Source organism: Shewanella psychrophila (assembly GCF_002005305.1).
In the GTDB taxonomy this organism is placed as follows: domain Bacteria; phylum Pseudomonadota; class Gammaproteobacteria; order Enterobacterales; family Shewanellaceae; genus Shewanella; species Shewanella psychrophila.
The window spans coordinates 2,987,543-3,013,623 of sequence record NZ_CP014782.1 but is presented as its reverse complement, the minus strand read 5'-3'; the positions used below and the strand labels follow the sequence as shown (position 1 = coordinate 3,013,623).

Annotated in this window: 18 protein-coding genes and 1 pseudogene; 12 read left to right on the top strand and 7 right to left on the bottom strand. The window is 44.9% G+C overall.

Annotated features, from left to right (window positions below):
* Window positions 1-117 precede the first annotated feature (117 nt).
* The 6 genes from sps_RS12985 (at window position 118) to sps_RS12960 (ending at window position 6,867) form a co-directional block, all read left to right on the top strand.
* Window positions 118-1,293, top strand: a complete 1,176-nt coding sequence (locus tag sps_RS12985; protein ID WP_077752919.1) for a phosphoglycerate kinase — start codon at window positions 118-120, stop codon at window positions 1,291-1,293.
* A 230-nt stretch (window positions 1,294-1,523) separates the two neighbouring features.
* Window positions 1,524-2,588 carry a class II fructose-bisphosphate aldolase gene (fba, locus tag sps_RS12980; protein WP_077752918.1) on the top strand — a complete coding sequence of 355 codons (1,065 nt, stop codon included), beginning with the start codon at window positions 1,524-1,526 and terminating at the stop codon, window positions 2,586-2,588.
* 213 nt (window positions 2,589-2,801) lie between these two features.
* Window positions 2,802-3,542: a DUF481 domain-containing protein gene (locus tag sps_RS12975; RefSeq protein WP_077752917.1), complete on the top strand. Its 741-nt coding sequence runs from the start codon at window positions 2,802-2,804 to the stop codon at window positions 3,540-3,542.
* A gap of 281 nt (window positions 3,543-3,823) precedes the next feature.
* Window positions 3,824-4,534 (top strand): helix-turn-helix domain-containing protein, encoded by a 711-nt coding sequence (locus sps_RS12970; RefSeq protein ID WP_237158070.1) that lies wholly within the window; start codon window positions 3,824-3,826, stop codon window positions 4,532-4,534.
* Complete coding sequence (locus sps_RS12965; RefSeq protein ID WP_077752915.1) at window positions 4,527-5,051, top strand: hypothetical protein; 525 nt, start codon at window positions 4,527-4,529, stop codon at window positions 5,049-5,051. Before sps_RS12970 ends, sps_RS12965 begins: the two co-directional genes overlap by 8 nt.
* Before the next feature lie 430 nt (window positions 5,052-5,481).
* Window positions 5,482-6,867, top strand: coding sequence for a hypothetical protein (locus sps_RS12960; RefSeq protein WP_077752914.1), 1,386 nt, complete (start codon window positions 5,482-5,484; stop codon window positions 6,865-6,867).
* A 29-nt stretch (window positions 6,868-6,896) separates the two neighbouring features.
* Here the strand turns inward: sps_RS12960 and sps_RS12955 are convergent, their stop codons facing one another.
* From sps_RS12955 to sps_RS12930, 6 genes are all read right to left on the bottom strand, one after another.
* Window positions 6,897-9,107 (bottom strand): PAS domain-containing protein, encoded by a 2,211-nt coding sequence (locus sps_RS12955; protein ID WP_077752913.1) that lies wholly within the window; start codon window positions 9,105-9,107, stop codon window positions 6,897-6,899.
* 144 nt (window positions 9,108-9,251) lie between these two features.
* On the bottom strand, window positions 9,252-9,854 hold the full coding sequence (locus tag sps_RS12950) for a TatD family nuclease-associated radical SAM protein (protein WP_077752912.1): 603 nt from the start codon (window positions 9,852-9,854) through the stop codon (window positions 9,252-9,254).
* A gap of 469 nt (window positions 9,855-10,323) precedes the next feature.
* Window positions 10,324-13,491, bottom strand: coding sequence for an efflux RND transporter permease subunit (locus tag sps_RS12945; RefSeq protein WP_077755672.1), 3,168 nt, complete (start codon window positions 13,489-13,491; stop codon window positions 10,324-10,326).
* Between the two features lie 14 nt (window positions 13,492-13,505).
* Window positions 13,506-14,726 carry an efflux RND transporter periplasmic adaptor subunit gene (locus sps_RS12940; RefSeq protein ID WP_077752911.1) on the bottom strand — a complete coding sequence of 407 codons (1,221 nt, stop codon included), beginning with the start codon at window positions 14,724-14,726 and terminating at the stop codon, window positions 13,506-13,508.
* A 467-nt stretch (window positions 14,727-15,193) separates the two neighbouring features.
* A complete protein-coding gene (gene srmB / locus sps_RS12935) occupies window positions 15,194-16,420 on the bottom strand; it encodes an ATP-dependent RNA helicase SrmB (protein WP_077752910.1) in 1,227 nt (408 codons plus the stop codon).
* 106 nt (window positions 16,421-16,526) lie between these two features.
* A complete protein-coding gene (locus sps_RS12930) occupies window positions 16,527-17,258 on the bottom strand; it encodes a tRNA1(Val) (adenine(37)-N6)-methyltransferase (RefSeq protein WP_077752909.1) in 732 nt (243 codons plus the stop codon).
* 474 nt (window positions 17,259-17,732) lie between these two features.
* Here sps_RS12930 and brnQ point away from each other — a divergent pair, with 474 nt between their 5' ends.
* From brnQ to recJ, 4 genes are all read left to right on the top strand, one after another.
* Window positions 17,733-19,076 carry a branched-chain amino acid transport system II carrier protein gene (brnQ, locus tag sps_RS12925; RefSeq protein WP_077752908.1) on the top strand — a complete coding sequence of 448 codons (1,344 nt, stop codon included), beginning with the start codon at window positions 17,733-17,735 and terminating at the stop codon, window positions 19,074-19,076.
* 100 nt (window positions 19,077-19,176) lie between these two features.
* The gene (gene xerD, locus sps_RS12920) at window positions 19,177-20,094 is read left to right on the top strand and encodes a site-specific tyrosine recombinase XerD (protein WP_077752907.1); all 918 of its coding nucleotides are present in this window, start codon (window positions 19,177-19,179) and stop codon (window positions 20,092-20,094) included.
* An 882-nt stretch (window positions 20,095-20,976) separates the two neighbouring features.
* Entirely contained in the window at window positions 20,977-21,714 is a 738-nt protein-coding gene (dsbC, locus tag sps_RS12910; RefSeq protein ID WP_077752905.1) for a bifunctional protein-disulfide isomerase/oxidoreductase DsbC, read from the top strand.
* 170 nt (window positions 21,715-21,884) lie between these two features.
* A complete protein-coding gene (gene recJ, locus sps_RS12905) occupies window positions 21,885-23,609 on the top strand; it encodes a single-stranded-DNA-specific exonuclease RecJ (RefSeq protein ID WP_077752904.1) in 1,725 nt (574 codons plus the stop codon).
* A gap of 262 nt (window positions 23,610-23,871) precedes the next feature.
* On the opposite strand, the gene sps_RS12900 is transcribed toward recJ, so the two are convergent.
* Window positions 23,872-25,014 carry an IS4 family transposase gene (locus tag sps_RS12900; protein WP_077751384.1) on the bottom strand — a complete coding sequence of 381 codons (1,143 nt, stop codon included), beginning with the start codon at window positions 25,012-25,014 and terminating at the stop codon, window positions 23,872-23,874.
* Between the two features lie 266 nt (window positions 25,015-25,280).
* On the opposite strand from sps_RS12900, the pseudogene sps_RS28820 reads away from it, so the two are divergent.
* Window positions 25,281-25,373: pseudogene (locus sps_RS28820) on the top strand (transposase); the annotation flags it as partial.
* A gap of 344 nt (window positions 25,374-25,717) precedes the next feature.
* Window positions 25,718-25,855 carry a hypothetical protein gene (locus tag sps_RS28705; RefSeq protein WP_218919644.1) on the top strand — a complete coding sequence of 46 codons (138 nt, stop codon included), beginning with the start codon at window positions 25,718-25,720 and terminating at the stop codon, window positions 25,853-25,855.
* Window positions 25,856-26,081 lie beyond the last annotated feature (226 nt).

Below are 26,081 nucleotides of genomic sequence, written 5' to 3'. Positions count from 1 at the left end.
TACATATATTTTTCTGATGGCTTGGTGTCCTGTCCCAGCGGTCAGAGTGACAAATTTTGATTCGTAAATTTTATTTTTATTTTTAACTTTTAACTTTTAATCTTTAAGGAAACGTAAATGGCGATTATTAATATGTCAGCGTTGGATTTACAAGGTAAGCGTGTGCTTATTCGTGAAGATCTAAACGTACCTGTGAGTGCCGGTGTTGTCACTAGTGATGCACGTCTTAGAGCCGCATTGCCAACGATTAAGCTTGCACTGGAGAAAGGTGCTGCCGTGATGGTGATGTCTCATCTGGGCCGTCCTACGGAAGGCGAATTCAACAGTGAATTCTCTCTCAAGCCTGTAGTCGATTATCTGACTAAGGCATTGGATTGTCCTGTGCGCCTGGCTAATGATTACCTCGATGGTGTCGAAGCAAATGTCGGCGAAGTGGTTGTGTTTGAAAACGTTCGTTTCAATGTCGGCGAGAAGAAAAATGATGAATCTCTAGCCAAGAAGCTCGCGAGTCTTTGTGATGTCTATGTGATGGATGCTTTCGGCACCGCACACAGAGCTCAAGCTTCGACTCACGGTGTGGGTATGCATGCACCTATAGCTTGTGCGGGTCCTCTGCTTGCCAATGAACTTGCCGCATTAGGTAAGGCTCTGGATAATCCAGCTCGTCCTTTCGTAGCGATCGTGGGTGGTTCTAAAGTTTCCACTAAGCTTACGGTATTAGAAAGCCTTTCTGGCATCGTTGATCAACTAGTGGTCGGCGGGGGGATCGCCAATACCTTTATCGCCGCAGCTGGTCATGAAGTGGGCAAGTCTCTGTATGAGGCAGATCTCATCGATGAGTCTAAGCGTCTGGTTGCTAATGCTCAGAGTCGAGGTGGTGATATTCCTGTGCCGACCGATGTGGTGGTTGCCGGTGAATTTAGCCCTACTGCAAGCGCGACACTTAAAGATGTGAGTGAAGTGACCAAGGACGATATGATTTTCGATATTGGTCCCGGCAGTGCAAGAGCCTTAGCAAAAATTATCGAAAATGCCGGCACCATAGTTTGGAACGGTCCGGTCGGCGTATTCGAGTTCGATCAGTTCGGTGAAGGTACTAAGCGTATCGCCCTAGCAATTGCAGAGTCTAAGGCGTTCTCTATCGCTGGTGGCGGTGATACCTTAGCGGCGGTGGATAAATATGATATTGCCGACAAGATCTCGTATATCTCTACTGGTGGCGGTGCTTTCCTCGAATTTCTCGAAGGAAAAGAACTTCCGGCCGTAGCTATGTTAGAATCTCGCGGAAAATAACAAACATAGACTGATTTAGAGATAAATAGCGCTGTTAAAATTATAAATAACCTCTAAATCAGCGATAAAAAGAAACCGTGCTTTGGTTAAGCTAGATACTAAGATTTAGGTCTGAGTATTGTGTTTGACCAAGGCATATAAAAATCAATCCAAACGATAGTGACCTCGGTGTCTTTAACATTTAAATGTAAAACTTAAGTGCTGATCTCACCCTATTATTGGAGTAAAAAATGGCTTTAATTTCCCTACGACAAATGCTTGATCATGCTGCAGAACATAACTATGGCGTACCAGCGTTCAATGTAAACAACCTTGAGCAGATGCGCGCAATTATGCAAGCTGCCGAAGCGACAGACAGTCCTGTGATCGTTCAGGCATCGGCTGGCGCACGTAAGTATGCCCGTCCTCAGTTTCTTAAGTATCTGATGGCTGCCGCTCTTGAGCAGTATCCTGATATCCCTGTGTGTATTCACCAAGATCACGGTACCGATCCTGATATCTGTCAGCGCTCTATTCAGCTGGGTATGTCATCAGTGATGATGGACGGTTCTTTGATGGCCGATGGTAAGACACCGGCATCATACGATTACAATGTAGATGTAACTCGTAAGACTGTAGCTTTCGCACACGCTTGTGGTGTGTCTGTAGAAGGTGAGATTGGTTGTCTGGGTAGCCTGGAGACAGGTGAAGCCGGTGAAGAAGATGGTATCGGTGCTGCGGGCATATTGACTATGGATCAGATGTTGACCACGCCGGAAGAAGCGGCGCGTTTCGTATCTGACACCCATGTCGATGCATTAGCTATCGCCATTGGTACTAGCCATGGTGCGTATAAGTTTAGCCGCAAGCCTACTGGTGAAGTGCTGCGTATCGACCGTATCAAGGAAATTCACGCCCGTATTCCTAACACTCACTTAGTGATGCATGGTTCTTCATCTGTGCCTCAGGAATGGCTCAAGATCATTAACCAGTACGGCGGAGATATCCCGGAAACTTATGGCGTGCCATTAGAAGAGATCGTCGAAGGTATTAAGCACGGTGTGCGTAAGGTCAATATCGATACGGATCTTCGTTTAGCATCTACGGGGGCGGTGCGTAAGTTTCTGGCCGAGAATCCAAGCGAATTTGATCCTCGTAAATTCCTTAAGGCATCCATGGAAGCCATGGCTGATATCTGTACTACGCGTTACGAAGCTTTCGGCAGTGCGGGCATGGGTTCTAAGATCAAACCTAAGTCGCTGCAAGCCATGTATAAGGCGTACCAATCTGGTGAGTTAGATCCACAGATTAAGTAACCGCTAGTTTAGATATAATGTGAAAATGCCCGCTACTTGCGGGCATTTTTGTATCTGGTCTTTACCTATAGAAACATAAGAAATAGAGGAGGTGCTCAGGTTTTAGGCCCTCTTCCTAAATTAATTAATATGTATCACGATTTTCAATTCTGTTTTGTGAGTGTTAATATTGCGCCGATTTTAAGGGATATGATCTTTAGGAGTAGTATAAAAATGAAAAAAATGCTGATAGCGTCTGCTATTTTAATGGCGGCGCCTTTCGCTGCACAAGCCGGTGCTGACTTTGTCGAAGGTGATAAAACCTTGGCTGGTGAGGCTGAACTAGGCGCGACCTTGACCACAGGTAATACTGAAACGACTTCACTCAAGGGACGCTTAGATATTAAGCACGAGCTGGGTAACTGGGAAAATCAGTACCTGTTAGAGGCCTTGTACACTGAGGACACTGGTGCTGTAACGGGTAAGCGCTATTTTGGTCTAATCCAAGGTAACTATCAGTTAACCGACACAAGCTATATATTTGTGAACGGAAACCATGAAATCGATCCTTTCACTGGTTTCGATTCTACCTCGACAGTATCTTCTGGTTACGGTCATAAGTTTGTCGATGATGGTAAGACTCTGTTTAATGTTGAAGTCGGTCCAGGTTATAAGTATAAGCGTTTAGACAGTGAGAGTGCTGCAGAAGCTGGTTATGACACCGAAGATAGCTGGGTTGCTCACGGTGTGATGAACTTTGAAACTGAGATCACCGAGAGTTCTAAGTTTAAGCAGATGTTTGTTGCAGATTATGGCGAAAGTTTCGAAGGTCGATCTGAAACCTCAATTACCGCAAATATTATTGGTGCTTTAGCAATGAAATTTGCCGTTATTGTGCGTTACAACGATTCGCCTCTCGATGACAAAGAAAGCACAGATACAGAAACGAATATGACCTTGCTTTACGCATTCTAATCGTATTTGAAAGTAATAAGCGTCATCATGGCGCTTGTTAATTCAACTTCCTCAATTTCCTCAATAGACCTCATTATTAACCATAAGTTTACATCCGTGCTAATTTGTATTAATTCTTGTTTAATATTATCAATCGCTTATGTGCACTTAATCACGTTTCCTTTCATTGGTTGTAGATAGGTAATTTCGATCGCTGACTCCAGTGATGGGAATAGATACAATGTTTGACCATAAGATAAATTGAGCCGCTAACTATGCAAATTGGTTGCTGTTGGTTTGATATGAAGCGAACCACACTATCAAATCAGATAAATGATACTAGCTGGAAGATGCCTTCGGTGGAGTTTGCCGTACTCGAACTATTAGTACGTTTCAGGGAGCAGGTGTTATCAAAGGAGCAGCTTTTACAGCAACTACCAGAAGAGCAGAGAACACCGGTTAAATTACAAGAAGCGATCGATAGACTCAGATTTTTTTTGGGCGAGCAATCTGCTCCTTTGTTAGAGACGATAGATGATCAGGGTTTCATTCTGCATACTAGAATGAAGGCTTCTATAAATCATACTCTCTCTGGCCCCTTAGTGGGTATGACTAAGCAGAAGTACGGACTTTTAATCGCACAGATCTTGTTATTGATTATCTTCGTTCATTCAATTTTCGATCCTTCAGAATCAATAAAGTACTTGAATAAGCGTGAAATTATTACATCGTCAGGTGTAGTTTCTTATTACCCAGTACTTAATGAAGGGGAAGCTATAGCTGATACTGAAAAACGATCAAGTTTTTTTATAAAGCAACTTGAGCTTTGCGACAGCATATTATGGGATGATGTTTTTGTGTCACTTACTCATAATCAGAGAGTGACCAGCATAGTGTTAAAGCGGAAAAATTATAGCGGTACCGAGGTGAGAAATGTTAAAGGTGTTTCACCTGATGCTAGCATGGATTATGTCAATCCGGTATGGCTGAAAAGGACCGGTATCTGTGGCTGATTTTTCTCCTAGAAACAAATTTAGGCTTAAGGCTTGGCCTATATTGTTCAGTTTACTTGCTGTTGTAATATTAGTCTTTGGCTTGCACTATTATCATTTAAGTGAAGATGGGATTGATCTGGTTTGCACGGGTAGCTCATATGGGGAAGATGCTTCGGATGATTTGGATTTAACGCTAACCCTTGAAACTAAGGCTAAACTGGTCACTTTAAATTATCAGTTTTACCGCAAAGATAGTCCCTTAGGTAAGATCACCTTCAGAGGCGTTCTAGATACTCTTGATGTTGCTAATTTGACCTATAGATTTTTGATTGATGCAGGGGAGTTTCAACTTAGTTTTGGTCAAAACGCTATTCCACCCCATATGTCATCCATAATTGATTCGGCAAAATGGGCCTTAGAGCATTCAAAAATAGCTAATCTCGATCTGCAGATTATAGAGATGAATAATGCTGAAGGTTATGCTGTCATTCAGTTTAATCCAGGTAATGGCATCTGGATCTGCGAGCTCGATTAATCCTGTAGTCATTAATGCTTTTGAAAGGTATTTAATCGAGAAGTGCCTTTCAAAGATAAAGTTTTCTACTATTTCTAATATTTTCTGATATGGTATTAATAGAGTTTTAGACTATACTATAATCTAATATCCTATTAATTTTTTAACTATTTTATCTAAACCTACCTCTTGTATTTTTCTGCATGAGAAAGTGATCAAACTATTACTCTTTATATGGCCTTTTTGGCGGATATGAGAAGAGATCGTGCTTTTGCAGCGTATAAAACATTACCATAGTAAATAGTCCCTAAAGATTAGTTTCCATGCCTTTCGCCAAGCCTAGTACGTGTCATAGAGGTTTCTACTCGCAAACCTATAAGGCATTAGCTGGAACTTAATATTCACAATGTTTGCTGGTTCGTTTACTGCATTTAAAGGGAACTGAAATTAAGTGTCTAAGATCAAAGTCAAACAGGAAGAGTCGCTTTCTATTAAGTTTATCCATCAGATGAAGGTGGGAGATAACCGACGTCTGGATCTTTATTTCTTTCTTCCTAAAGAGATGGGAATAGGGCCTCAGAGCCTCAATGAAGAAGAGTATTATCATTCAGCCATCACTGGGCGACGTTCTTATTACTCTACCGGGCTTCACTTACCTCTGGTACAGAGCCGCTTTGCCAGTCAGAAGAAGCGTACAGTGGAGGAGTTTCGCCTCTATTTAAACCTGTTCGCCTATCAATTCTCAGTTGCTATCGAGACGGACAGCAAGGAGTTGGAACAGATTGAAGATCCTAAAGAGTTCTTCAACTCTCTACAAGGTCTGTGTGACTTGGTGAGCCAGCTGCTGAAAAAATTTCGCCGTAATGAACCCAGCGATCCTAAATGGAAATCCTATTTTGAGAACGCCGACAATTACCTCTCCTGGTTCTGTGAGCAGAGGTTGCTCAAGCTATTATCGCGGGCGCCAAGAAGTAGCGAGTACAGTGAAACTTTAGATGCCGCTATTGTCCTGTGTAGGGCTGAGAGCGAGCATAGAAAAACTAAGCGGTATAACTCTCAACAGACTAAGGAAGATCCTAATCGTATCTCCAACAAGATGTTGCTACTGAGACGCTTAATACAGCAAGGTGTAGTGTTAAAAGAGGAGATGAAAACCTTAGGCATAGGCCTTAAGAAGATGACTACTGGCTTTGCAACGGCAATGGTGATGTTGGTGGTGTCGGCGCTTATTATCAAGGCTCAGGGTGTATTTAGCGGCTTGACCATAGCCTTAGTGCTAACTCTGGCCGTGATCTATGGTTTTCGTGAGATATTTAAAGAAGATATCCGTAATGCGCTTTGGCGACTGATACAGAAGGGCAGGCCTAAGTGGAGTCGATTACTCAGAGACACCAACAGTCAGGCTCCTATTGCTAAGCAGCTAGTTTGGTTAGACTTTATGAAATCTATGGAGCTACCGGATAAAGTTGCTGAAATTCTTAAACGGCGCCACAGACAAAATAAACTCGATGCTGAAGTGCTGCACTATGGCATTCATACTCGCGTGACTCAGAAGGAATTTCTGGCTGGTTATACCTCGATACAGGAGCAGGTAAACTTTAGCTTAGCGCCATTTGCCCGCTATCTAGAACGAGGAAAGGCGAAGATATACAAGGAACAGGATGGTAAAATAAGTAATGATTCGGTGGAGCGCCGTTATCAGATCAACCTGATTTTAGCGGTGAAAGATGGTAAAGACGAAGTACAATATGCCCGTTACAAGATCACTATGAATCGCTCTACGATAATCGATATCAGTCAGAGTGAGTTGCCAGAAGGCATAGAAGCAATAGTATAAGTTCCTAGAGCTTAGGAACTTTCTCAGCGCTAACGCGTAAACGCCTGACAGATATTCTGCTCGCCGATCTGCTTGGCTCGCTTAAGTGCGACCTCGGCATTTCCCAAATATTGTTCGAGATTCTGCTCAGGCTGGAATGACGCTATTCCCATACAGATACCTTGACCCAGTCCCATATCATTAAGGCTAGCTAAAGACTTTATGGCGAAATGATGCGCCTGATCTGCATCTGTATCTGGCAAGATGAAGATGAGTTTACCCAGTTGCCAGTGTGACATCTGATAATTGGCCGGTAGCTCTCTGAGAAGAAAAATCTCAACTTCTTTCTGTCTGCTCTCCAGGAGTCCTATATCACTCATATGACTCAACATACTCTCAGATGTGATATCTATCAGGAGTAGACTAGAACGATCTTTACTGCTCTGTTCTAGTGAATTGAAGTAGCTTTCAAGATCTCTATAGTTGACTAAGATAGTCGAGCGATGAGGCACCAGTACACCTGACTCATCATGGTTATTCTTGATGATTGCTTGTTCGAAGGTACAGACGATATAGTCCAGCTCTCCGGACGCATCAATATGTCCCTTGAGTGTGGCTTGCAAGCAGGTATCAGTACTCGATGATGCACACAATACCTGACCTTTCCAACTTCCCTGAAGCAAAATCAGCTGAGAAATCTGGGACCACTTACTGCCTAAATCATTGGGTAAGGTATCAATGATATTGGTAGATTCAGTGTTTAATAGCATCTCTTGTTCAAACGTTGGGTTAGCACGTATGATGGTGCCGTCAGCCTGAATCAAGGCCGTCGGCACTCCACTGTTATTTAAGACTCTACTCAGATAGGCATCTTGCTGGGCATGCTTGAGTTGGCTGACATCTTCGAAGGTGATGACTAGATAGGCTCTCTGTTCATCTTTAGAGGCCTGAGTTTTAATATGGGCTATTAATTTGGCTTGTGCCTCGGCTCCCATATCCAGACTAAGTTCACCTTTCCATTCTTGCTCTTGCTGGATCTGAGCCATGATATGTTCATAGTCATCATCCTCAAGCTGTAAGATCCTCTGCAGACTGCGATCGAGTAGCTCATCTTTAGGCAAAGATAATTGAGTTGCCGCCAGTTCATTCGCCGAGATCACCCGATTGTTATTATTGACTATGATGCACCCCACCTGCCGATGGAAGAGGCGATTCGATAGCTCTATGCTGAACTGTCTGGATCTCTGCTCTAAACGATAAAAGTGACTCAGCAGAATGAGCAGAGAGGCCAACAGAGTCAGCATAAATGCACAGCCCATAAGTATGGTGCGCCACTGAGAGAAGTTGGCTGCAATATCATCATTGCGCACGTAAGATACCAGGAAGTATTCCCTGCGGGTCTCGTACTGGGTGGTAAGCTCAACTTTAAGATAAACAAAAGTGGCATTATCACCGTGAAACTGACCAAAATTACTCATGGCCATCTTACGCCAAAGTGCTGGATACCTCTGCTTTAGGCTGCCTCCCATAGTATCGGGAACACGTTTCAATGACGGACGGGAATCTGCACCTGCGTAGAGTAACCCTTGAGTATCTAACATCAAAAGCGGCGATTGAGTGCTGGAGTACGCAGGCTTAATGCTCTTTAGCATTTTAGACATGGAGTTGTATGTTACTAAATAGCCTCGAACACTCTGATCTGGGTTTTCAAGCCAGGCAAGTTGGTACATGTATGGTTCTAGCTTGCCATTGACCGGACTAAACTCCAGTGGAGAGGTATATATCTCATTGCCTCCCATATTTCTAGAGCCGCCGAGCAGGGAAGGAGGCAGAGGTTCATGACCGAAATTATCGCTGGTAGCAAATTTGAAGTTACCTTGAGGATCAAACAAGGCGATATCTAATAGCTCAGGAATATTACTAGTGATTACATCCCAGTTTTTTTCCAGCTTGTCTTGTCTTGGAATGCTAGGCACATCAAGGTAGCGCTTGAGGAGTTCTGACTTGGCAAACATCTGAGTGCGAAACTGCTGGAAAGAGACCTTATCTGCGATCAAGGTACCTACAGCCTGGAGTTCACTGTATCTCTGAGTCGCCCAGTCTTCTTGTAGTCTACGTTCGCCTAGGGTGATGATGACGTTACTGAGCAATACCACGCTGATTATCAGTATGAAGATCTGTGTCGCTACCGACAAGAGTCTTTGATTTGACCAATGAATATCTTGGGCAGGGATAAGAGGTGATAGTTTTGGCGTCAACATCTAGGTATTTTTGTTGTTTGCTTTATGGGAAATCATATTAACATAAATCAAATTTTCGAACACTGCTGGTTACACCAAGATAACCTTAGTTTTGTTCAAGCTAATGAGCTTCTTGTCCACCAAGGAGATGATGAGCGGATATAGTTAGCCTACTACACCTAAGCTCCTATGTTTAAATTCCGCGCCGCTGCGTTCTACCCAAGCTCGGCACGCCTCAATATCAACCCCATCCAGCCCCTCTATGGCCGAGACCTGCACTGAGTCGATAGTATCGACTGCCAGTCGAATGAAGGCTTTAACGTTGTCATAGCTCCCCTTTAATTTAGGTTTACAGTGCAGCAGATAGGCGGTTTCATTGTCTGCATTGAGTGAAATTGACAGGCTATCTACCCAAGGAGCAAGTTCAGGTAATATATTGCGTCGGTGAAATAAATTGCCTAAACCATCGGTATTGATTCTTACCTGGCCGCCTCTGAGCTTAATCTCCTTTGCCACAGTAATTAAGGTATTTAAATTAAGAGTGGGTTCGCCATAGCCGCAGAAGACATATTCATCAAAGGCATTGACGTTACCAAGGAGGGGAATGAACTCTTCGGCTGTGGGCTGATGATCTAGAGCTAACTGATATTCATGGACTTGTTTACTGCCATTATGTTTAGGACAGAATTGGCAACGCAGGGTGCATCGACCGGTAATATTAAGATAGCGACTATCACGAATATCGTAAACTAAGGTTGAGTTAGCCATATAATACCATTTCATATAAGTATGTGGTCAGTTCAGAGGCCCTTAGTTTTTCCGATTCAAGGCGCATTGATGAGGAAATGGTTATTCCTTTTTAAGTCAATGCAACACCGAAGTGGAAACACTGAGAGCCTCACGCGGTACGGGTTTATGCTACGTTGAATGTTCTCGATATACGACTGCATGGATGCAGGAGGTAGAGCAACGCAGGAGCTTGTTGCCGAGAATAACGATTAGCTTCAAAAATTCGCCTTGCCTACAGCGCTTTGAACTCCCGCTGAATGATCCGATACTTACTCGGAATGGTATAAGCCCAAGATTATATTCTCTGGGCTTTAGTGTAGATAAGGATGGGGCTTTAAACTGCCAAAGGGATCACGGAAGTGGAAGTATTATATTTATAGGTTTTTAAATGGCCTAGTTTCTAGTACCTAGGCCATTCGCAAGCTCACTGAGGGGAACGAGGGTTTATCTACTCGCTTCTATTCACAGAGCCCGCCCCTCGAGTATGAGATGTTTGCTCCTTTGGCTGCCACCACCAGTTGTAGAAGCGGCGGCTGGCGCGTTTGATATCATCCAATATGACGTACAAAAGTGGTACCAGAATTAGAGTCACTACCGTCGAGAATATTATGCCAAATGCCAGTGACGTTGCCATAGGTATGACGATTTGTGCCTGCAAGCTTTTCTCTAACAGAATGGGCACCAGACCGACGAAGGTGGTCATAGAAGTTAAGATGATAGCCCTGAAACGGTAACATCCTGATTCAATAGCAGCTTGCGTAATCGATTGACCTTGGGCTCTTGCCTTATTGACGAAGTCGACCAAGATCAGTGAGTCATTCACCACTACACCTGACAAGGCGACAATACCACACAGGCTTAAGATATTGAGTGGCAAATCTAATAGAAGATGACCAAACAAGGCGCCAATGATGCCGAAGGGGATCACCGACATGATGATCAGCGGCTGGCTGTATGATTTCAGCGGGATCGCCATCAAGGCATAGATGGTAAAGAGTGCAAAGAAGAAACCTTGTAATAGGCTAATTAAGGCACTCTGCTCATCGGCGCTACCACCATCCAGTGCTGTCGAGATTGCAGGGTACTTACCTTCCAGATAAGGCAGATAATCATTTTGGATCTCTGTGACTACCTTAGAAGGCTCGACCTTATTTTTATCTGCATTGGCTATGATAGTAATGGCACGGCGTCCATCGACCCGGGTTATCGAAGAGTAAGAGTCGCCCATTTCGATATCGGCAACGGTAGAGAAAGGCACTGAGATACCAGTCGGAGTGCGGATCATCATGTTCTCCAGATGGCCCACAGTACGTCTCTGTTCGAGGGGATAGCGCACCATCACCTTTACTTCTTCCTTGTTGCGCAGGATACGCTGGGCTTCATAACCATAGAAACCATAACGAACTTGGCTGGCCAGATCTGACAGTGTCAGCCCCTGAGCCTCAGCTTCTGGTTTGATTTTTAAGCGTATCTCATGGCTACCCGATGAGAAGTTGTCTGAAATATCGTAGACACCCTCATAGGTTTTCAGCTTCTGCTTTAGCTCTGTTGCAGCCATTGATAGCTGCTCGAGATTGCTTGCGGTTAATCTGAAAGAGATATCGCCGCCACTGTCATTGGTTCTGGCGTTAATATTGAGTTTTTTGACGGCAATCAACTCAGGTAGCTGTTCACGCCAGGCAGAGGCAATAGCGACACCATCAACTTCACGGTCTTCACTCTTAGTCAGCTCGGCGAACACAAAGGCTGAGGTTCTCGAACTCATGTCGATAAAGCTGTGTTTGACCACTTCGTAGCCATTTTCAGACATCATCTTGTCATTCATGGCGTAGAGGGCTTCTTCGAGCTCTTTGACCACTTTTAAGGTATTGGTCTCTGAGCTACCTTCATCCATCTCCAACTGTACCTGAATAAAGTCGGAGGGAAGATCAGGGAAAAATACCCAGCGGATCTTGCCACTGACGACTAAGGCGATGGACAGGATCAATACCCCGATAAATATCGCAACTACGTTATATCTTTGCTTGATGCAGCGCTCGAGAAAGTAGCGATATTTATGATGAATAAAATATTGGATCTTGTCGTTTAAGTTGGCCTTAAACAGCCCAAGTTTTCCCAGTTGAGACTTAGGTTTCTTAGGCTTCATATGCGCGAGGTGAGCTGGAAGAATCAACTTAGACTCTACCAGAGAAAATATCAGGCAGAGGATCACTATCATACCGATAGATTTCCAGATGACACCTTGGGGGCCAGAGACCATCAACATTGGAATAAATGCTGCGATAGTGGTTAATACGCCAAATGTTGCCGGCATGGCAACCTTATTTGCTCCCCTGACCACATTTTCCAGTGAGTGGCCGTGGCGCTCTATTTCTGTGTAGGCACTCTCGCCGATGACGATGGCATCATCCACCACGATCCCCAGCACCAGAATAAAGGCGAACAGAGTCAGCAAGTTGATGGAGAGTGAGAAAGGCTCGACCGGCATCAATAACATGGCACCGAGGAAACACACAGGCAGGCCCATCATGACCCAGAAGGCTAGCTTGAGCTCCAGAAAAATGGCCAGAATTAGAAACACCAGTAACGCACCATAGAACATGTTAGATAACATCATGTTCAGACGGCCTTTAAGGTAGTGAGTCAAGTCGCCCCAGGTATCTAGCTGAGCACCAGCTGGAAGTGTCGCACGCCTGTCTTCGATATAGGACTTTACTTGAGCCGAGATATCTAAGGCATTTTGGTCATCGATACTACTAACTTCAATGATTGCCGCGGGCTTGCCGTTGAAGCGGGTATATTCAAGGCGCTCTTCGAAGTCATCTTTAATCTCGGCAACCTGTGGCAGCATGATGCGACTACCATCGGGCCGAGTGCTGACGACTATTTTTTCAAAGTCTTCGCCTGTGTATGCCTGGCCCTTAGTTCGTAGCAAGATATCACCATCTTGGGCACGAATGGATCCGCCGGGAAGGTCTATTGATGAGTTTTGTACAGCTTGAGCGACCTGAGTGAAACTCAGGCCATACTCTCTAAGTTTATCTTCAGACAGTTCAATGCTTATTTCATAGTCACGTACACCTGTGACTTTTGCCCGAGTCACCGCTGGTAAAGACGTAATATCTTCTCGAATGGATTTCGCTAATTCTTTCATCTCATGGAGAGTCAGGTCGCCATAGACTGAGACCCAGATAACATTATTCTCTGGTTTGATGCGAAAAATATTTGGCTTTTCAATATTATCGGGAAAGGTTGAAATTGCATCTATCGCAAGTTTAGCTTCATCGAGAATATCCTGAGGATCATAGTCATCTTCTACCTCTATGGTGACATTACCAAAGCCGTCACTGGCCACAGAGGTGACCTTCTTGATGCCATTGATATCTTGGATGGACTCTTCAATCTTAATGTTAATCCCTTCCTCAATCTCTTGAGGCGCAGCGCCAGGGTAAGCTACTGATATCTGCAGGTAATTAAGCTCGAAGGAAGGAAAAATTTCCTTATTGACCAAGAAGTAACTACTAAACAGGCCACCTAAAATTAAGAAGGCCATTAACAGGTTGGCGGCAACACTGTTGCGGGCAAACCAGGCGATTATGCCTTTTTGAGGATCCACATTTTGCACATCCATTATTGCTCACCCGCGCTAGCGAGTCGCTGCTCCTTGGTCTGTGGATCCGGAGCATCAACTCCTATATCAATTTTTTTCATCTCACCTAGGATTTTAACGACCTGTCCGGTAGACATATTATTGAGTTTAGTCAGTGAGATACGCTCTCCATCGGCCAGACTGTCCTTGATATAGACACTGTCTATATCGGTTCTGACCACATTGACTTCACGGATCTCAATAACATTATCACTGGATACTACGGCCACATGACCGTTACGCACAAGGTGGCGGGGCAACTGTACAATACCGTCTACGGTACGGCCTTTAATTACGGCGGTAACGAAACTGCCGTATTTAAGGGGAAGTTGTCCCTCAGTTCGGTTTTTTCTCAGGTAAGGATCTTGAATTTCGGCAACCAGATAGACCATGCGGTTTTCGGCATCGATAACACCCTCGCTTCTCACAATAGTCCCATTCCAGGTGACATCTTTACCGGCTAAAGATGCGCTTAGGGTTACTTGCGTATCTGGGTTATCGACGGACTCCAGATAGGCGAGGTCATTATTTGCAAGAGGTAAACGGATCTCGGCGATTCGGGTATCGTAGAGTTCCCCTAAGTTGGTGCCTAAGGTAACGTACTGACCTAAATCGACATTTCTTGACTTGATGATGCCGTCGAAAGGTGCACGAATGATGGTTCTCTCAAGGTTACGCTGAGCGCGAGCCAGTGCTGCCTGCTGGAATTTAACGTTGGCTTGTTCTTTTTTCAGTTGAGGAAGACGTAAACCAAGCTCGGGTGGAATGCCACCATCGAATCCTTTCCAATCATTCTTAGCCACTTCGCCTCGAGCGACCTCTTCTTCCAGTGCGGCTTCGGCTTGGGCTAGAGAGGCCTGAGCTTGCATCAGGTCGGCTTCATAATCGGAAGGCTCGATAACGGCAAGTTGTTCGCCTCTTTTAACGACACCACCGGCGACAAAATTAGGGGCTATGGTCAGCATGCGTCCTTGAACTTCTGTCACAAGCTGGGTTTTGTTCTTGGGAGTGACGACACCGTAGGAGGGTAAGTTTAAAGATACGGTTTTTTGTTCGACACGGATAACATCTATGATGGGCACAGGTACTTCATCTTCTTTCTGCTCTGGTGCTTCCTTGGTGCTGATGAGAATTGCTGCCGCGGCGCCGAAAACTAAAAGAATCAATAGGGGAGAAGATCTTCTCAGGATTGTTTTTATCATTATTATTTTCCCGCTTTTCCTTGCTGAAATTTTTCTACTATTTAAATTACCAGAGTATTAAGGTCGGATAAATCTGTTTTTGTAAAATAAATGTATAAATTACTTAGCGTTTTAGCGGGTATATAGAGAGGAAGGGAGGCACTAGTTGCTAGAGGTCTAGGAACTAGGTTAGAAGACGTAGCGTTTTTTTAGGTTGAAAGCCGCTTAGGTTAGTGGCTCGCTATGATGCCAGTAGGACTGGCTTTAGCTGGGAGAGGATGAATCCATGAACCTCGGGGCTGAAGCACCCTCCTACAGAAAAGAAGACGCTACACAGTTCGCTTTTACTAACAGGGCGGGGTCAGTCGAATAGGCGTAGCCGTTATCTTAGCTTTACTGGCATATCTTTTCTCTACAAAAAAATGTAAAAAAAGAGCCGCGATTAGCGACTCTTTTTTTATGAATAAGAATTAAATGAGCTGAAAAAGTTACTTCTTTTTCTTCTTATTTTTCTTACTGTATGTCTTAGTAGCACCCGGCTTAACCTTGTTTTTCCCCGGTGGCTTAGCTTCCTTGTTCTTAGGGCGAAGACCTTTGACGAATCTACGCTTAAGAAGCTGGTCCGTGTAACGTTCGATCTTACCGACAACGCGGATATCGTGAGCCTCGACCAGGGAGATCGCTGTGCCCTTAGCGCCTGCACGGCCGGTACGTCCAATACGGTGTACATAGGTATCAGCAGATCTTGGCATATCGAAGTTGATCACATGGGTGATGTCGTCGACGTCAATACCACGGGCGGCAACGTCGGTGGCTAACAGGACATTGACCTCGCCTTTAGTGAAGCGACCCAACGCCTGAAATCTCTGTTTCTGCTCCATGTCACCACGCATAAAGCTACAGACTATCCCTTCTCTCTGTAGCAAACCATCTAAGCTTGCTACACCTTCGCGGGTTTTGACAAATACTATGGCTCGTTTCACATCTTCTTGTTTGAGGATGCTGCAAAGCATTGCGAATTTATGTTCTTTATTGTCGGCAACATGGATCCATTGATGGATTTTGGCTTTCTCGCTGCGAGGTGCTTCTGCCTCTACTTTTACTGGATCGGTTAGCAATTGGTGTGAGAAACGTCCCACGTCACTGCCCTCTAATGTGGCCGAGAAGAGCATGGTCTGTTTGCGACCAACGGATTCGATGGCTATGGTTTCGACTACGGCGGAGAAACCCATATCTAACATTCTGTCGGCTTCATCGATAACTAGCACTTCAACCTCTTCGGCATTGAAGTGGCCTTTATCTAGATATTCCATCAAACGCCCTGGAGTGGCGACTAAGATATCGACATTGTTCTTCAGAGCTTCTTCTTGTGGGCCGTAAGGCACGCCGCCAGTGATGATGCTGATATCGAGATCTAGGCCTGTGGACAGATGCGAGGCATAGCGATGAATTTGGCTGGCAAGTTCACGAGTCGGTGTCAAAACGAGGACACGGGCCTGACCGCCGAAGCGACGAGGGAAGTCTATGATATGTTGGATCGCTGGCAACAAGAAACTGGCAGTTTTGCCTGTCCCTGTGGGTGCTCGAGCTAAAATGTCTTTCTGCTCCATCGCCAATGGAATGGTTTGTTGCTGTATCGTGGTAGGCTTTTTATGGCCCATGGCTTTTAATGACTCTAGTAAAATAGGATCAAGCAGGAAGTCTTCAAATAGCATGCGCAGCGTTCTCAATAAATAATAGCCGCACATTATACACCAAACTACCTTAGTATTTCATCTAAATCATTAGCCCTTGTGGAGATTAATTCGACGTGAAGTAAGCCTAGTACTTGAGATAAAAACCTGTGATGAGGGCGATCATCTCTTGGGTGTAACTGCCATCATGTTCCTTGATACAGAAGTGACTAGTGTCGATTCGATTGCTCTGCTCAAGTTGAGAATTTTGCCTATGACCTAAAGTAAACACGTGTCTGTGAGGCTGTTTGACTGCCGAGTCTGCAATATCCATGACTCGGGTTATGATGAGAGATGAGCCTGCAAGTTCATCCTGAAACTTAGGCATACTTTGACTTGGGAGGATGAGGCTAGCGCTGCCATCGACTGCCAAGAGACGAGTTATCGCTTTTATCAAACATGAAAAATCTAAAGTATCGGTATGTCTGGCTTTTGCCCTAAGTTGATTCTGAGATTGGGTTCCGCCTTTGAAGTAGGGAGGATTACAGATGATATGATCAAATTTTTCTTGAGTATCCAGATGCTGTTGGGCAAAGTCCTGAATCGCACACTGCTCTACTGTCAACCTCTCAGCCCAGTTAGAGGCCTGAAAATTGTTCTCACAAGCTGATGCTGCGGTTTCATCTAGTTCGATCGCGGTGATCACCCCTTCACTTCGTTGAGCGGCCATCAAGCTTAGTAATCCGCTTCCCGCGCCTATATCGAGAATGTTATTAGCTTGAGTCAGAGGTGCCCAGGCCCCGAGAATCACGCCATCTGTGCTAACAGGCATGCCACAGTTATGGTCATCTATATGAAATTGCTTGAAGGTAAATGGCATCGGGTCTGATCTGTTCTGAAATGAAAAGTTAGGTGGCCGGATTGTACTCCATCGGCTGGGATAGGTTAATTGCTTTCACATAAGGGGCAGTTTTATTTTGTTACTGGTTTGTTGTGTCAACTCGTTTTAGATGTTGGATGCTGTTGCCCTGTGAGCTTGTTTAATGGTGTGTTGTGCTTTTGTTGTATTTTTGGTGCCGATCGTTCCTGATTTGAGTAGGTTCCTTGTCAATTTATGCTGTATTTGATAATAGTATGCCTCTGGAATAGGACTTTAGGCGTTTTTTCAGGCTAGGCAAGCCAGTTTTTAGTAATGTTAGCGTCAGCTACTCCCGCTTCTGTTCATAAACTCGCCAAGTATTGGCCGAATTGACCATGGACTCGTGTAATAATAAGTTTACACAAATATAATCTCCATTTACAGAGTCTGTGATTGGCCTAATAAATTGAGATCGTTACAAAATAATAAAAGATGATGGGGCAAAAAGTGCAAAACAAACAAATGAGCATGGCTGATACCTTAGGGTTAGGCTTTATGACTTTCGCGTTCTTCTTGGGCGCTGGAAATCTTATTTTTCCGCCATTGGCAGGTTACCTCGCCGGTGAAAATATGACCTTAGCCATGATTGGCTTCTTGATCACGGCAGTCACTTTGCCCCTGATCACCCTGATTGCCGTTGCTAAGGCGAATGGTAAGGTGATGGGCTTATTGCCACCACTTGCCGCCACTATATTTGCAATCGCCATCTATATCGTAATAGGTCCTGCTTTCGCGGCCCCTCGAGCGGGTTTAGTGGCTTATGAAATGGGCTTTAAACCTTTCCTCGCCGACAGTCATGCTTCATTTATGATTGCTGGCATTGCGCTTAATGTATCCCAACTTATTTATACAATTATCTTCTTCGGTGCGGCCATGCTACTGGCGCTGTACCCTGGGAAGTTACTCGACAGTGTAGGTAAAATACTTACGCCTATCATGATTTTTCTTCTAGTAGGTTTAGCCATCTCAGTCATGGTGTTGCCGGGTTCTGAGGTCGGTCAAGCAGTGGGTGATTATCAAACTAACCCGCTGACCAAAGGTATATTGGAAGGTTATAACACCATGGATACCTTGGCCTCGCTCATCTTCGGCATGTTGATTATCGATATTCTCCGTCGAAAAGGGGTGAATGACAGTAAAGATCAGACTAAATACCTGATTAGAGCCGCTTTGATTGCCGCAGCCGGCCTGGCATTCGTTTATATTTCTCTTTTTTATCTTGGTGCCTCTGCCGGTGAACTCGCCAAAGGTGCAGACAATGGCGGGATGATCTTAACTAACTATGTGAACCATGAGTTTGGCAGCCTAGGGCAGATGTTGTTGGCAGCCGTGGTCACGTTAGCCTGTTTAACTACGGTTATTGGCTTGGTAACGGCCTGTGCCGAGTTCTTCAATGAACTGTTCCCACGTATCTCCTACAAGCTATTTGTAGTTATCATGAGTCTGGCCTGTGCCACTGTGGCAAACGTTGGCCTTTCACAATTAATCAGCATCAGTGTGCCAGTGCTTTACACCATCTATCCTGTTGCAATAGCGCTGGTTGCAGTGACTTTCTTAACGGATAAGTTTGCCATGCCTGAGCTTTCTCATCGTATCGTGCTCAGCGTCGCTTTGGTGTTTGGTATTATCGATGGCCTTAAAGCTGCTGGTATCGACATGAGTTGGGTGGATTTCATGCCAATGCACAATGAAGGTATGGCCTGGTTGCTGCCGACGGGTCTGACAATTATGGCGTGTTTATTTATCAAGAAGAGTAAAGCTGAGCCTGTATTGGGATAAGCCGCTATACCACTCTGTTAATTTGCTGAAGATGTCATAGAATACTAAGCGCGGTCTCGATGAGAACGCGCTTTTTTAATGCCTCAAAGGAGTGATTAGCTTGGCTGAGCCTGCTGAATCTAAAAAATATCAACCCGACCCGCTTATCGATTCATTCCTGGATGACCTGTGGTCGAGCCGCGGGCTGAGTGATAATACGCTTTCTGCCTATCGAACCGATTTGCGTCATTTCGATCGTTATATTCAGACATCGGGGGCCGAGTTAGTTCAGGTATCTCAAGAATCGATCCGTGATTATCTGGATGTGAGATTCGATAAAGGTTTCGCTCGTACCAGTAGTGCTCGTTTGATGAGTAGCCTGAGGCGTTTTTATGGTTTCTTGTTGCTTAAAAAGCTGATTGAAGTAGATCCTATTGCCCAGATAAAGTCGCCTAAGTTAGCACGTAAACTGCCAGATTCACTCAGCGAGGCCGATGTCGATATGTTGCTGAATGAACCAGAAGTACAAGATCCCATCGAATGCCGTGACAGGGCCATGTTGGAGCTTCTTTATGCTACTGGGCTGCGTGTCACTGAGCTAGTGAGTCTGACTATGGAGCAACTCAGTCTCAGGCAGGGTCTGGTGAGGGTCGTGGGGAAAGGGGGCAAGGAGAGACTAGTGCCCCTGGGAGAGCTTGCAGTCAACGAAGTTGAACACTATCTTCAGGGAGCCAGAGCAGAATTGCTAAAAGGTAAGCTCAGTGATGTGTTATTTCCCTCTAAACGTGGCCAGATGATGACCAGGCAGACCTTCTGGCATAGAATAAAACTCTATGCGCTTAGAGCCGGAATCGCGACACACATTTCGCCCCATACTCTAAGGCATGCGTTTGCGACACACCTACTTAACCATGGCGCCGATTTACGCGTGGTGCAGTTGCTACTGGGACACAGCGATCTGTCGACCACACAGATTTACACCCATGTGGCGAAAGCTAGGCTTAGTCAGTTACACACAGAGCATCACCCTAGGGGGTAGCCCTAAGCCCCCTAGCTAAAGGTTGGCTTGTCTGATAGCAAGTTTGAAGTATCTTCTTAGATTGGTTTCATTTGGCTTACTTTGGTATTTGGCAATTTACCATATGCCGAAATGGTTTTGTTATCTAACGCCTGCCGGCGAGGGATGTGCAGATACTTCTGTAGCAGGCTGCAAGTACGTCCCTGTAAGCTCGACGATGGCGTCCCTGCCATCAACGGCTACAGCCGCATCTACACTTGTAATCTCAAAATCAAAAGCTGTCTGTTCGATTTGAGTTAAATTGATGAGAAAAGGCTTCTGTTTCATGATTTTAACGGGGATCAGAGTTTAGTTTTAGTTGGCAGAAGGGCATTGTATACAAACCATAAAACTTAAAACCCCAACCGAAGAGATAAATAACCCAGTGTAGATACAGCTGAGGGTATCGAAAACAGGGATGTTTTCGTTAAGCTGTCAGGGACGACCTTGTAGCGTCCCGAAGAAGTACCTACATAACCCTCGCTGGGAAGCGTTAGGTTAGATTGAAGGTTAAATTTTCAGGTTCGATAGTTAACGTCAACACCGTCAAATGAAACCAACCAAATGTCATCGACCTTCATTTGAAGGTTAACAATCGCCATTGGATTCCGGCTAAAAAGATCTGCCGGAACGACGGGGAAGAAGGATTGATACCCAAATGAACCATCAAAAAATGCAAACAAGCTTCATTCGAAGCTGCTTAACTGTGAGGTAATTTATAATTAGCTCTACTGGCAGTGATTTAGTTACAGTTATTATTTGCTTTAATCGCGTTGAAACTGTAACTTTTCTGGCCTAAACAGGGTCTATTGAACTGTAATTGTAAATAACCGCACCAGACCAATGCAAAGAACAGGATATATAATGAAGTTTACTCGCATATTTTCTTTGGTAATAGCCGTGTTAGTAGCACCTTTCGCTATGGCTACATCGAATACTACAAGTGACACAATTGCCAATAGCGCCAAGCTAAAGCAGAAGTTGAGTGACACATTAAGTGTCGAGGTCCACTCTTTGAGTCAGTCGCCGATCCCTGGTTTGTACGAAGCCCTGACGGATCGTGGCGTGCTATATATCTCTAAAGATGGCTCTAAACTGTTTCATGGCAGCCTGTACGATCTCGATAATGGTATGAAGAATCTGACAGAAGCTGCTATGGCAGGACCTCGTATAGAAATGATGAAGCCCCTTGAAGACCATATGTTGGTGTATAAGGCTAAGAACGAGAAGCATGTGGTTACGGTTTTCACCGACATTAGCTGTGGTTATTGTCGCAAACTGCATAACCAGATGGCTGAGTATAACGACTTAGGCATCACCATACGTTATTTGGCATTCCCGCGTCGTGGCGTACCTTCGGCTAACGCCGATGAGATGGAAGCGGTTTGGTGTGCAGCCGATCCACTTAAGGCGATGACTGAAGCTAAGGCGGGTAAGATCGTTAAGCATAAGCAGTGTGACGCGAAAATTGCCGAGCAGTATAATCTAGGTCAGAGTTTCGGTATCAATGGTACTCCGGCTATCATCTTAGAAGATGGCAGCATGATCCCAGGCTATCAGCAGCCTAAAGAATTGCTCCGTGCATTAGAAGCGATTAACTAGATTCACTTCTGCGAAGCCTAAGGCCAGCGATATCGCTGGCTTTTTTATGTCTGGCATATTTGAAATATGCTCCCCTTGTATGCCTAATCTAGTGTTATACGGGCTGCGGTTTGATATGCTAGCCGTCGTTTGATCTCTCTGTGTTCAACCTAGCTATAAGGCAGTAATACGTGATCCATAAGATAGTGCGACGTTCCAAGGTTGATGACACTCATCTGCCAGATTCTTTCTCTCCTCTGTTAAAGCAGATCTATGCAAGCCGCGGCACGAGTGCAGAGGATTGCGATTTGACTCTGTCACGTTTACTGCGCCCCAATACCATGAAAGGTTTGGACATAGCCTCTAAGATTATCGCCGATGGGATCAGAGACAATCGCACTATTTTAATCATGGGTGACTTCGATGCCGATGGCGCAACCTCGACCTGTGTGTGCATGCTGGCGTTGAAGATGATGGGTGCCAGCAAGATAGATTACCTTATCCCTAATCGCTTCGATTTCGGTTATGGCCTGAGTCCGGAGATCGTGGCCGTCGCCCATAGTAAGGGGGCAGAGCTGTTGATCACCGTTGATAATGGTATCTCCTCCATCGAAGGCGTCGCCGCAGCTAAGGCGCTGGGTATGCAAGTGGTGATAACCGATCACCACTTGCCAGGTAAGACGATTCCCGATGCCGACGCCATAGTGAACCCCAATCAAGTGGATTGTACCTTCGCCAGTAAATCTATCGCCGGTGTCGGGGTGGCTTTCTATCTGATGTCAGCCCTAAGAGCGGAGCTTAGACAACGTAACTGGTATCAAGAACAAGGCATTAGCGAACCGAATTTAGGTCACCTTCTCGATATCGTTGCCTTAGGCACTGTGGCCGACGTGGTGGCCCTCGACGGTAATAACCGAATCTTAGTGGAAGCGGGATTACAGAGGGTGAGGGCGGGTCGTTGCCGCGCAGGGATCACAGCTTTATTAGAAGTCGCTAAGCGTAACCCGGCTAAAATTGTGGCATCGGATTTCGGCTTTGCCGTGGGGCCCAGACTCAACGCCGCGGGGCGTCTCGATGAGATGGCCCTTGGGGTCGAGACCTTGCTTTGTGATGACATGATGAGTGCCAGACGAATGGCTGCTGAGCTTGATGGCTTAAATGCCGAGCGCCGGGATCTCGAAGCCGATATGCAGCAAGAAGCACTAAAGAGTCTGGAGTCCGTGGAACTCAATGAAGCAAGCCTACCTTGGGGGATCGCCCTTTTTCAGGAGGATTGGCATCAGGGGGTTATCGGTATTTTGGCTTCTAGAATCAAAGACAGATATCACAGACCCGTTATCGCCTTTGCCGATGCGGGAGAGGGTGAAATAAAAGGCTCGGCGCGCTCGATAAAGGGTTTGCATATGCGAGACCTTTTAGAGCTGATTAATAGCCGTTACCCTGGGATGATCCTCAAGTTTGGTGGTCACGCCATGGCAGCAGGACTCTCTTTGAGAGGCAAAGACTTCGAGGCCTTCGAGAAGGCATTCGATCAAGGTGTGCGCGAGTTACTAAAGCCTGAACAGCTGACTGGTGAGTTTGTCACTGATGGTGATTTGTCCGCCTCAGATATGAACTTAGCGATGGCCAGTGAGCTTAGAAACGCTGGCCCCTGGGGCCAAGAGTTTCCTGAGCCCTTGTTCGACGGGCACTTCAAGGTCATCCAGCAGCGCATAGTGGGTGAGAAACACCTTAAGTTGGTGCTGGAAACCGAATGTGGGCAAACCATGCTAGATGCCATCGCTTTTAATATCGACCTTAAAACCTGGCCCGATGCCACCATAGAGCATGCTCAGGTGGTCTATAAACTCGATGTGAATGAGTTTAGAGGTAATCAGACGGTGCAGTTAATGGTAGAGCAGATAGAACCCATGTAGGTAGGGGGCCGTGTAGGGATACACTGCCTTTATCCTTTGTGGTATTAGCGTCAAACTTTAATTAGAGTTTGTTAACTGTGTTTAGGCCCATAAGTTCACAGTTGTTTATTGCTTGCAGTAGGCTCATATGTAGCCACTTCTGTGGGACGCTGTGAAGCCATCCCTGGCCGCTCTGCGGTTTCACTGATGTGAATCCATTCACATCAGATATCACGGCCGAGGCTATAGGGTAACCCCTTAGAGATCCCCTCATTTTTCAATTTTAAATAATCCCGAAAATTGAACGGTAAATAGGCTGGTTTTTAAGGTAACGATAAAAATTATCCATTAGAGGTTCTGCCCACTCTTCTCGCATCGTGGGTAACAGTTCATAGTAAATACAACCTTGGCGAAACAGAGAGTATGAGCGAGTTTTACTGGTATTTGCCTTTATTGTCTTTTCCAAGTCAGCATCCTCGCCCGCTTTTCCTAGTAGCGTCAGCAAGCCTATCGCCAAGGCGCTTAGCAAAAACAACCGGTCTCTACGTACCGGGGAACGCGTGTAGGTGGCACTCATCCCCATGCCAAAACGATAGTCTTTAATGTCACGAAAAGTCGTCTCTATCCCCCAACGTTTCCCATATAAAGTCAACATCTTGCTACTCACTAGGTCACGTCGACTTGATGCTAAATACCAAGCTTCTTTCATGCCTTTTTTCTTGGTGCAAATGACCCGAGCGACTGCTTGCTTATTACCCGTTATTTGAACGTCCTTAAGGGTTCTTGTTATGCCGCTGGGTAATAGCCAGTCCTTTACTGGAAACAGCTCTCCTACCGCATCGGTGACTTTGATATTAGCCTTAATTCTAATGATGAAGTCAAAACCCAGCTCATGTTCAATGAAGTTAAATAGTGCCGTATCACTAAAGCCTCTATCAGCAACAATTGTCACTTTAACATCCTCTGCAACGATCGACCTTAACTTAACCAACAACTCATCTTCATGGTTGTTTCTATTACCTTTTAAAGCATGTTTACGATGGGTTTTCCATAGCAGTGGCGTGTTACGTCCATGGGTTGTTTGCATACTCAGTACGATGGTTGAATGGTCGTCTGAATCAAATTCAGTCCAATCGAGAGAGACCACTATCTCTTTGCGTGCACCGATAATATAAGGCCCCCAGGAGTCCAGTAATTGCCAGACGTTTAACTTTGTATTACTGAGTAATCGGTCTACTTGTTTAATAGCAGACTTACGCTTAAGTTTATTGGCTTGGGCTAAGCCAGCGCCAATGGCATGAATAGCGAGTGACCCCTTTTCAATCACTCCGTGAGCGGCATTAGCAAGTGAGGTGACCCTTTTAGCATGCATGTCATGGCCAAAGAGTTCATCGATGTGATTATGAATAAGGGCTTTATTTATCATGTTATAAATTTTAGAACATAGAGTGATTTGGCTTATTATACTCTGGAAGCCTTGCTGCCTCTGGTTATTATGAGGGGATGCTTAAGGGGTAACCCTTATAAAATCAAGAACTGGCGTGCCACAGAACCTTCTCAAATATATAGAGTGCGCATTCCTCGCCGTAAATGCGATAGATAACATTGAAGGGGCGACTTTCTACTATTCATCAAGAAAAGATATGGCTATCCTGTCTTTTCGTCTTTTTCTGTCTTTTTCTCTGTCTTTTTGTGGGAACATTACAAGAGCTGACGAGTTACTGTGAACATTTGGGTAAACGACGACACTTTTCTCAAAACTGTCAGTATTTTCAAGCTGACTAAGCGTATAAATCACTCCACCTGTTAAAGCTAGCTTATTAGTAAGTCGAGTCAAAACCTGCAATTTAATTTCATAATTATCGCCTCTAAATACCTACTTCCAGTACTTTATTATCTTCGAATAATGTATAGACCCATTCGATTAGTTTTATCGCCAAGTAGAGCATTGGGAGTCACCTATAAACTCGGTATGTTATTGACTAGCAATGGGGGGAACTATTTACTGTCTCCATCCACGCTCCTATTATTCGGATGAACTGAATATTGAATTCGAATTTTACTCAATTATTAAAATGATTCAAATGCATATACTGACTCCATCAACCTATCTAAGAGAAGTAATCATCATGAGTAAAGATAAAGCTATTTATGTCATTATTGGCAGAACATTAGGCATCGGTGATGAAATGGTCAACCAACTTGTTAGTGAAAATAATATTGTACATGTGGCCTATCGCCAAACAGGGTTAGATGTTAGTAACTAGCAATCGGTCTATCAGTATTTTGGATCTATCGGTGCATTTGACCATTTAATAATCACAGTAGGTTCATACGCACCATCAGGTAAAGTTGTCGAATATAACTGATGCAAAAACAGCCTTGATATCAAAGTGCTGGCAAAAAAATTAGTACCCATTAGGGTTAACGGCATTAGCCCAGCCTTAACGCAAAAAGCGGCCTATCAAGGTATGGCTAGTACTGTTCGGGCAG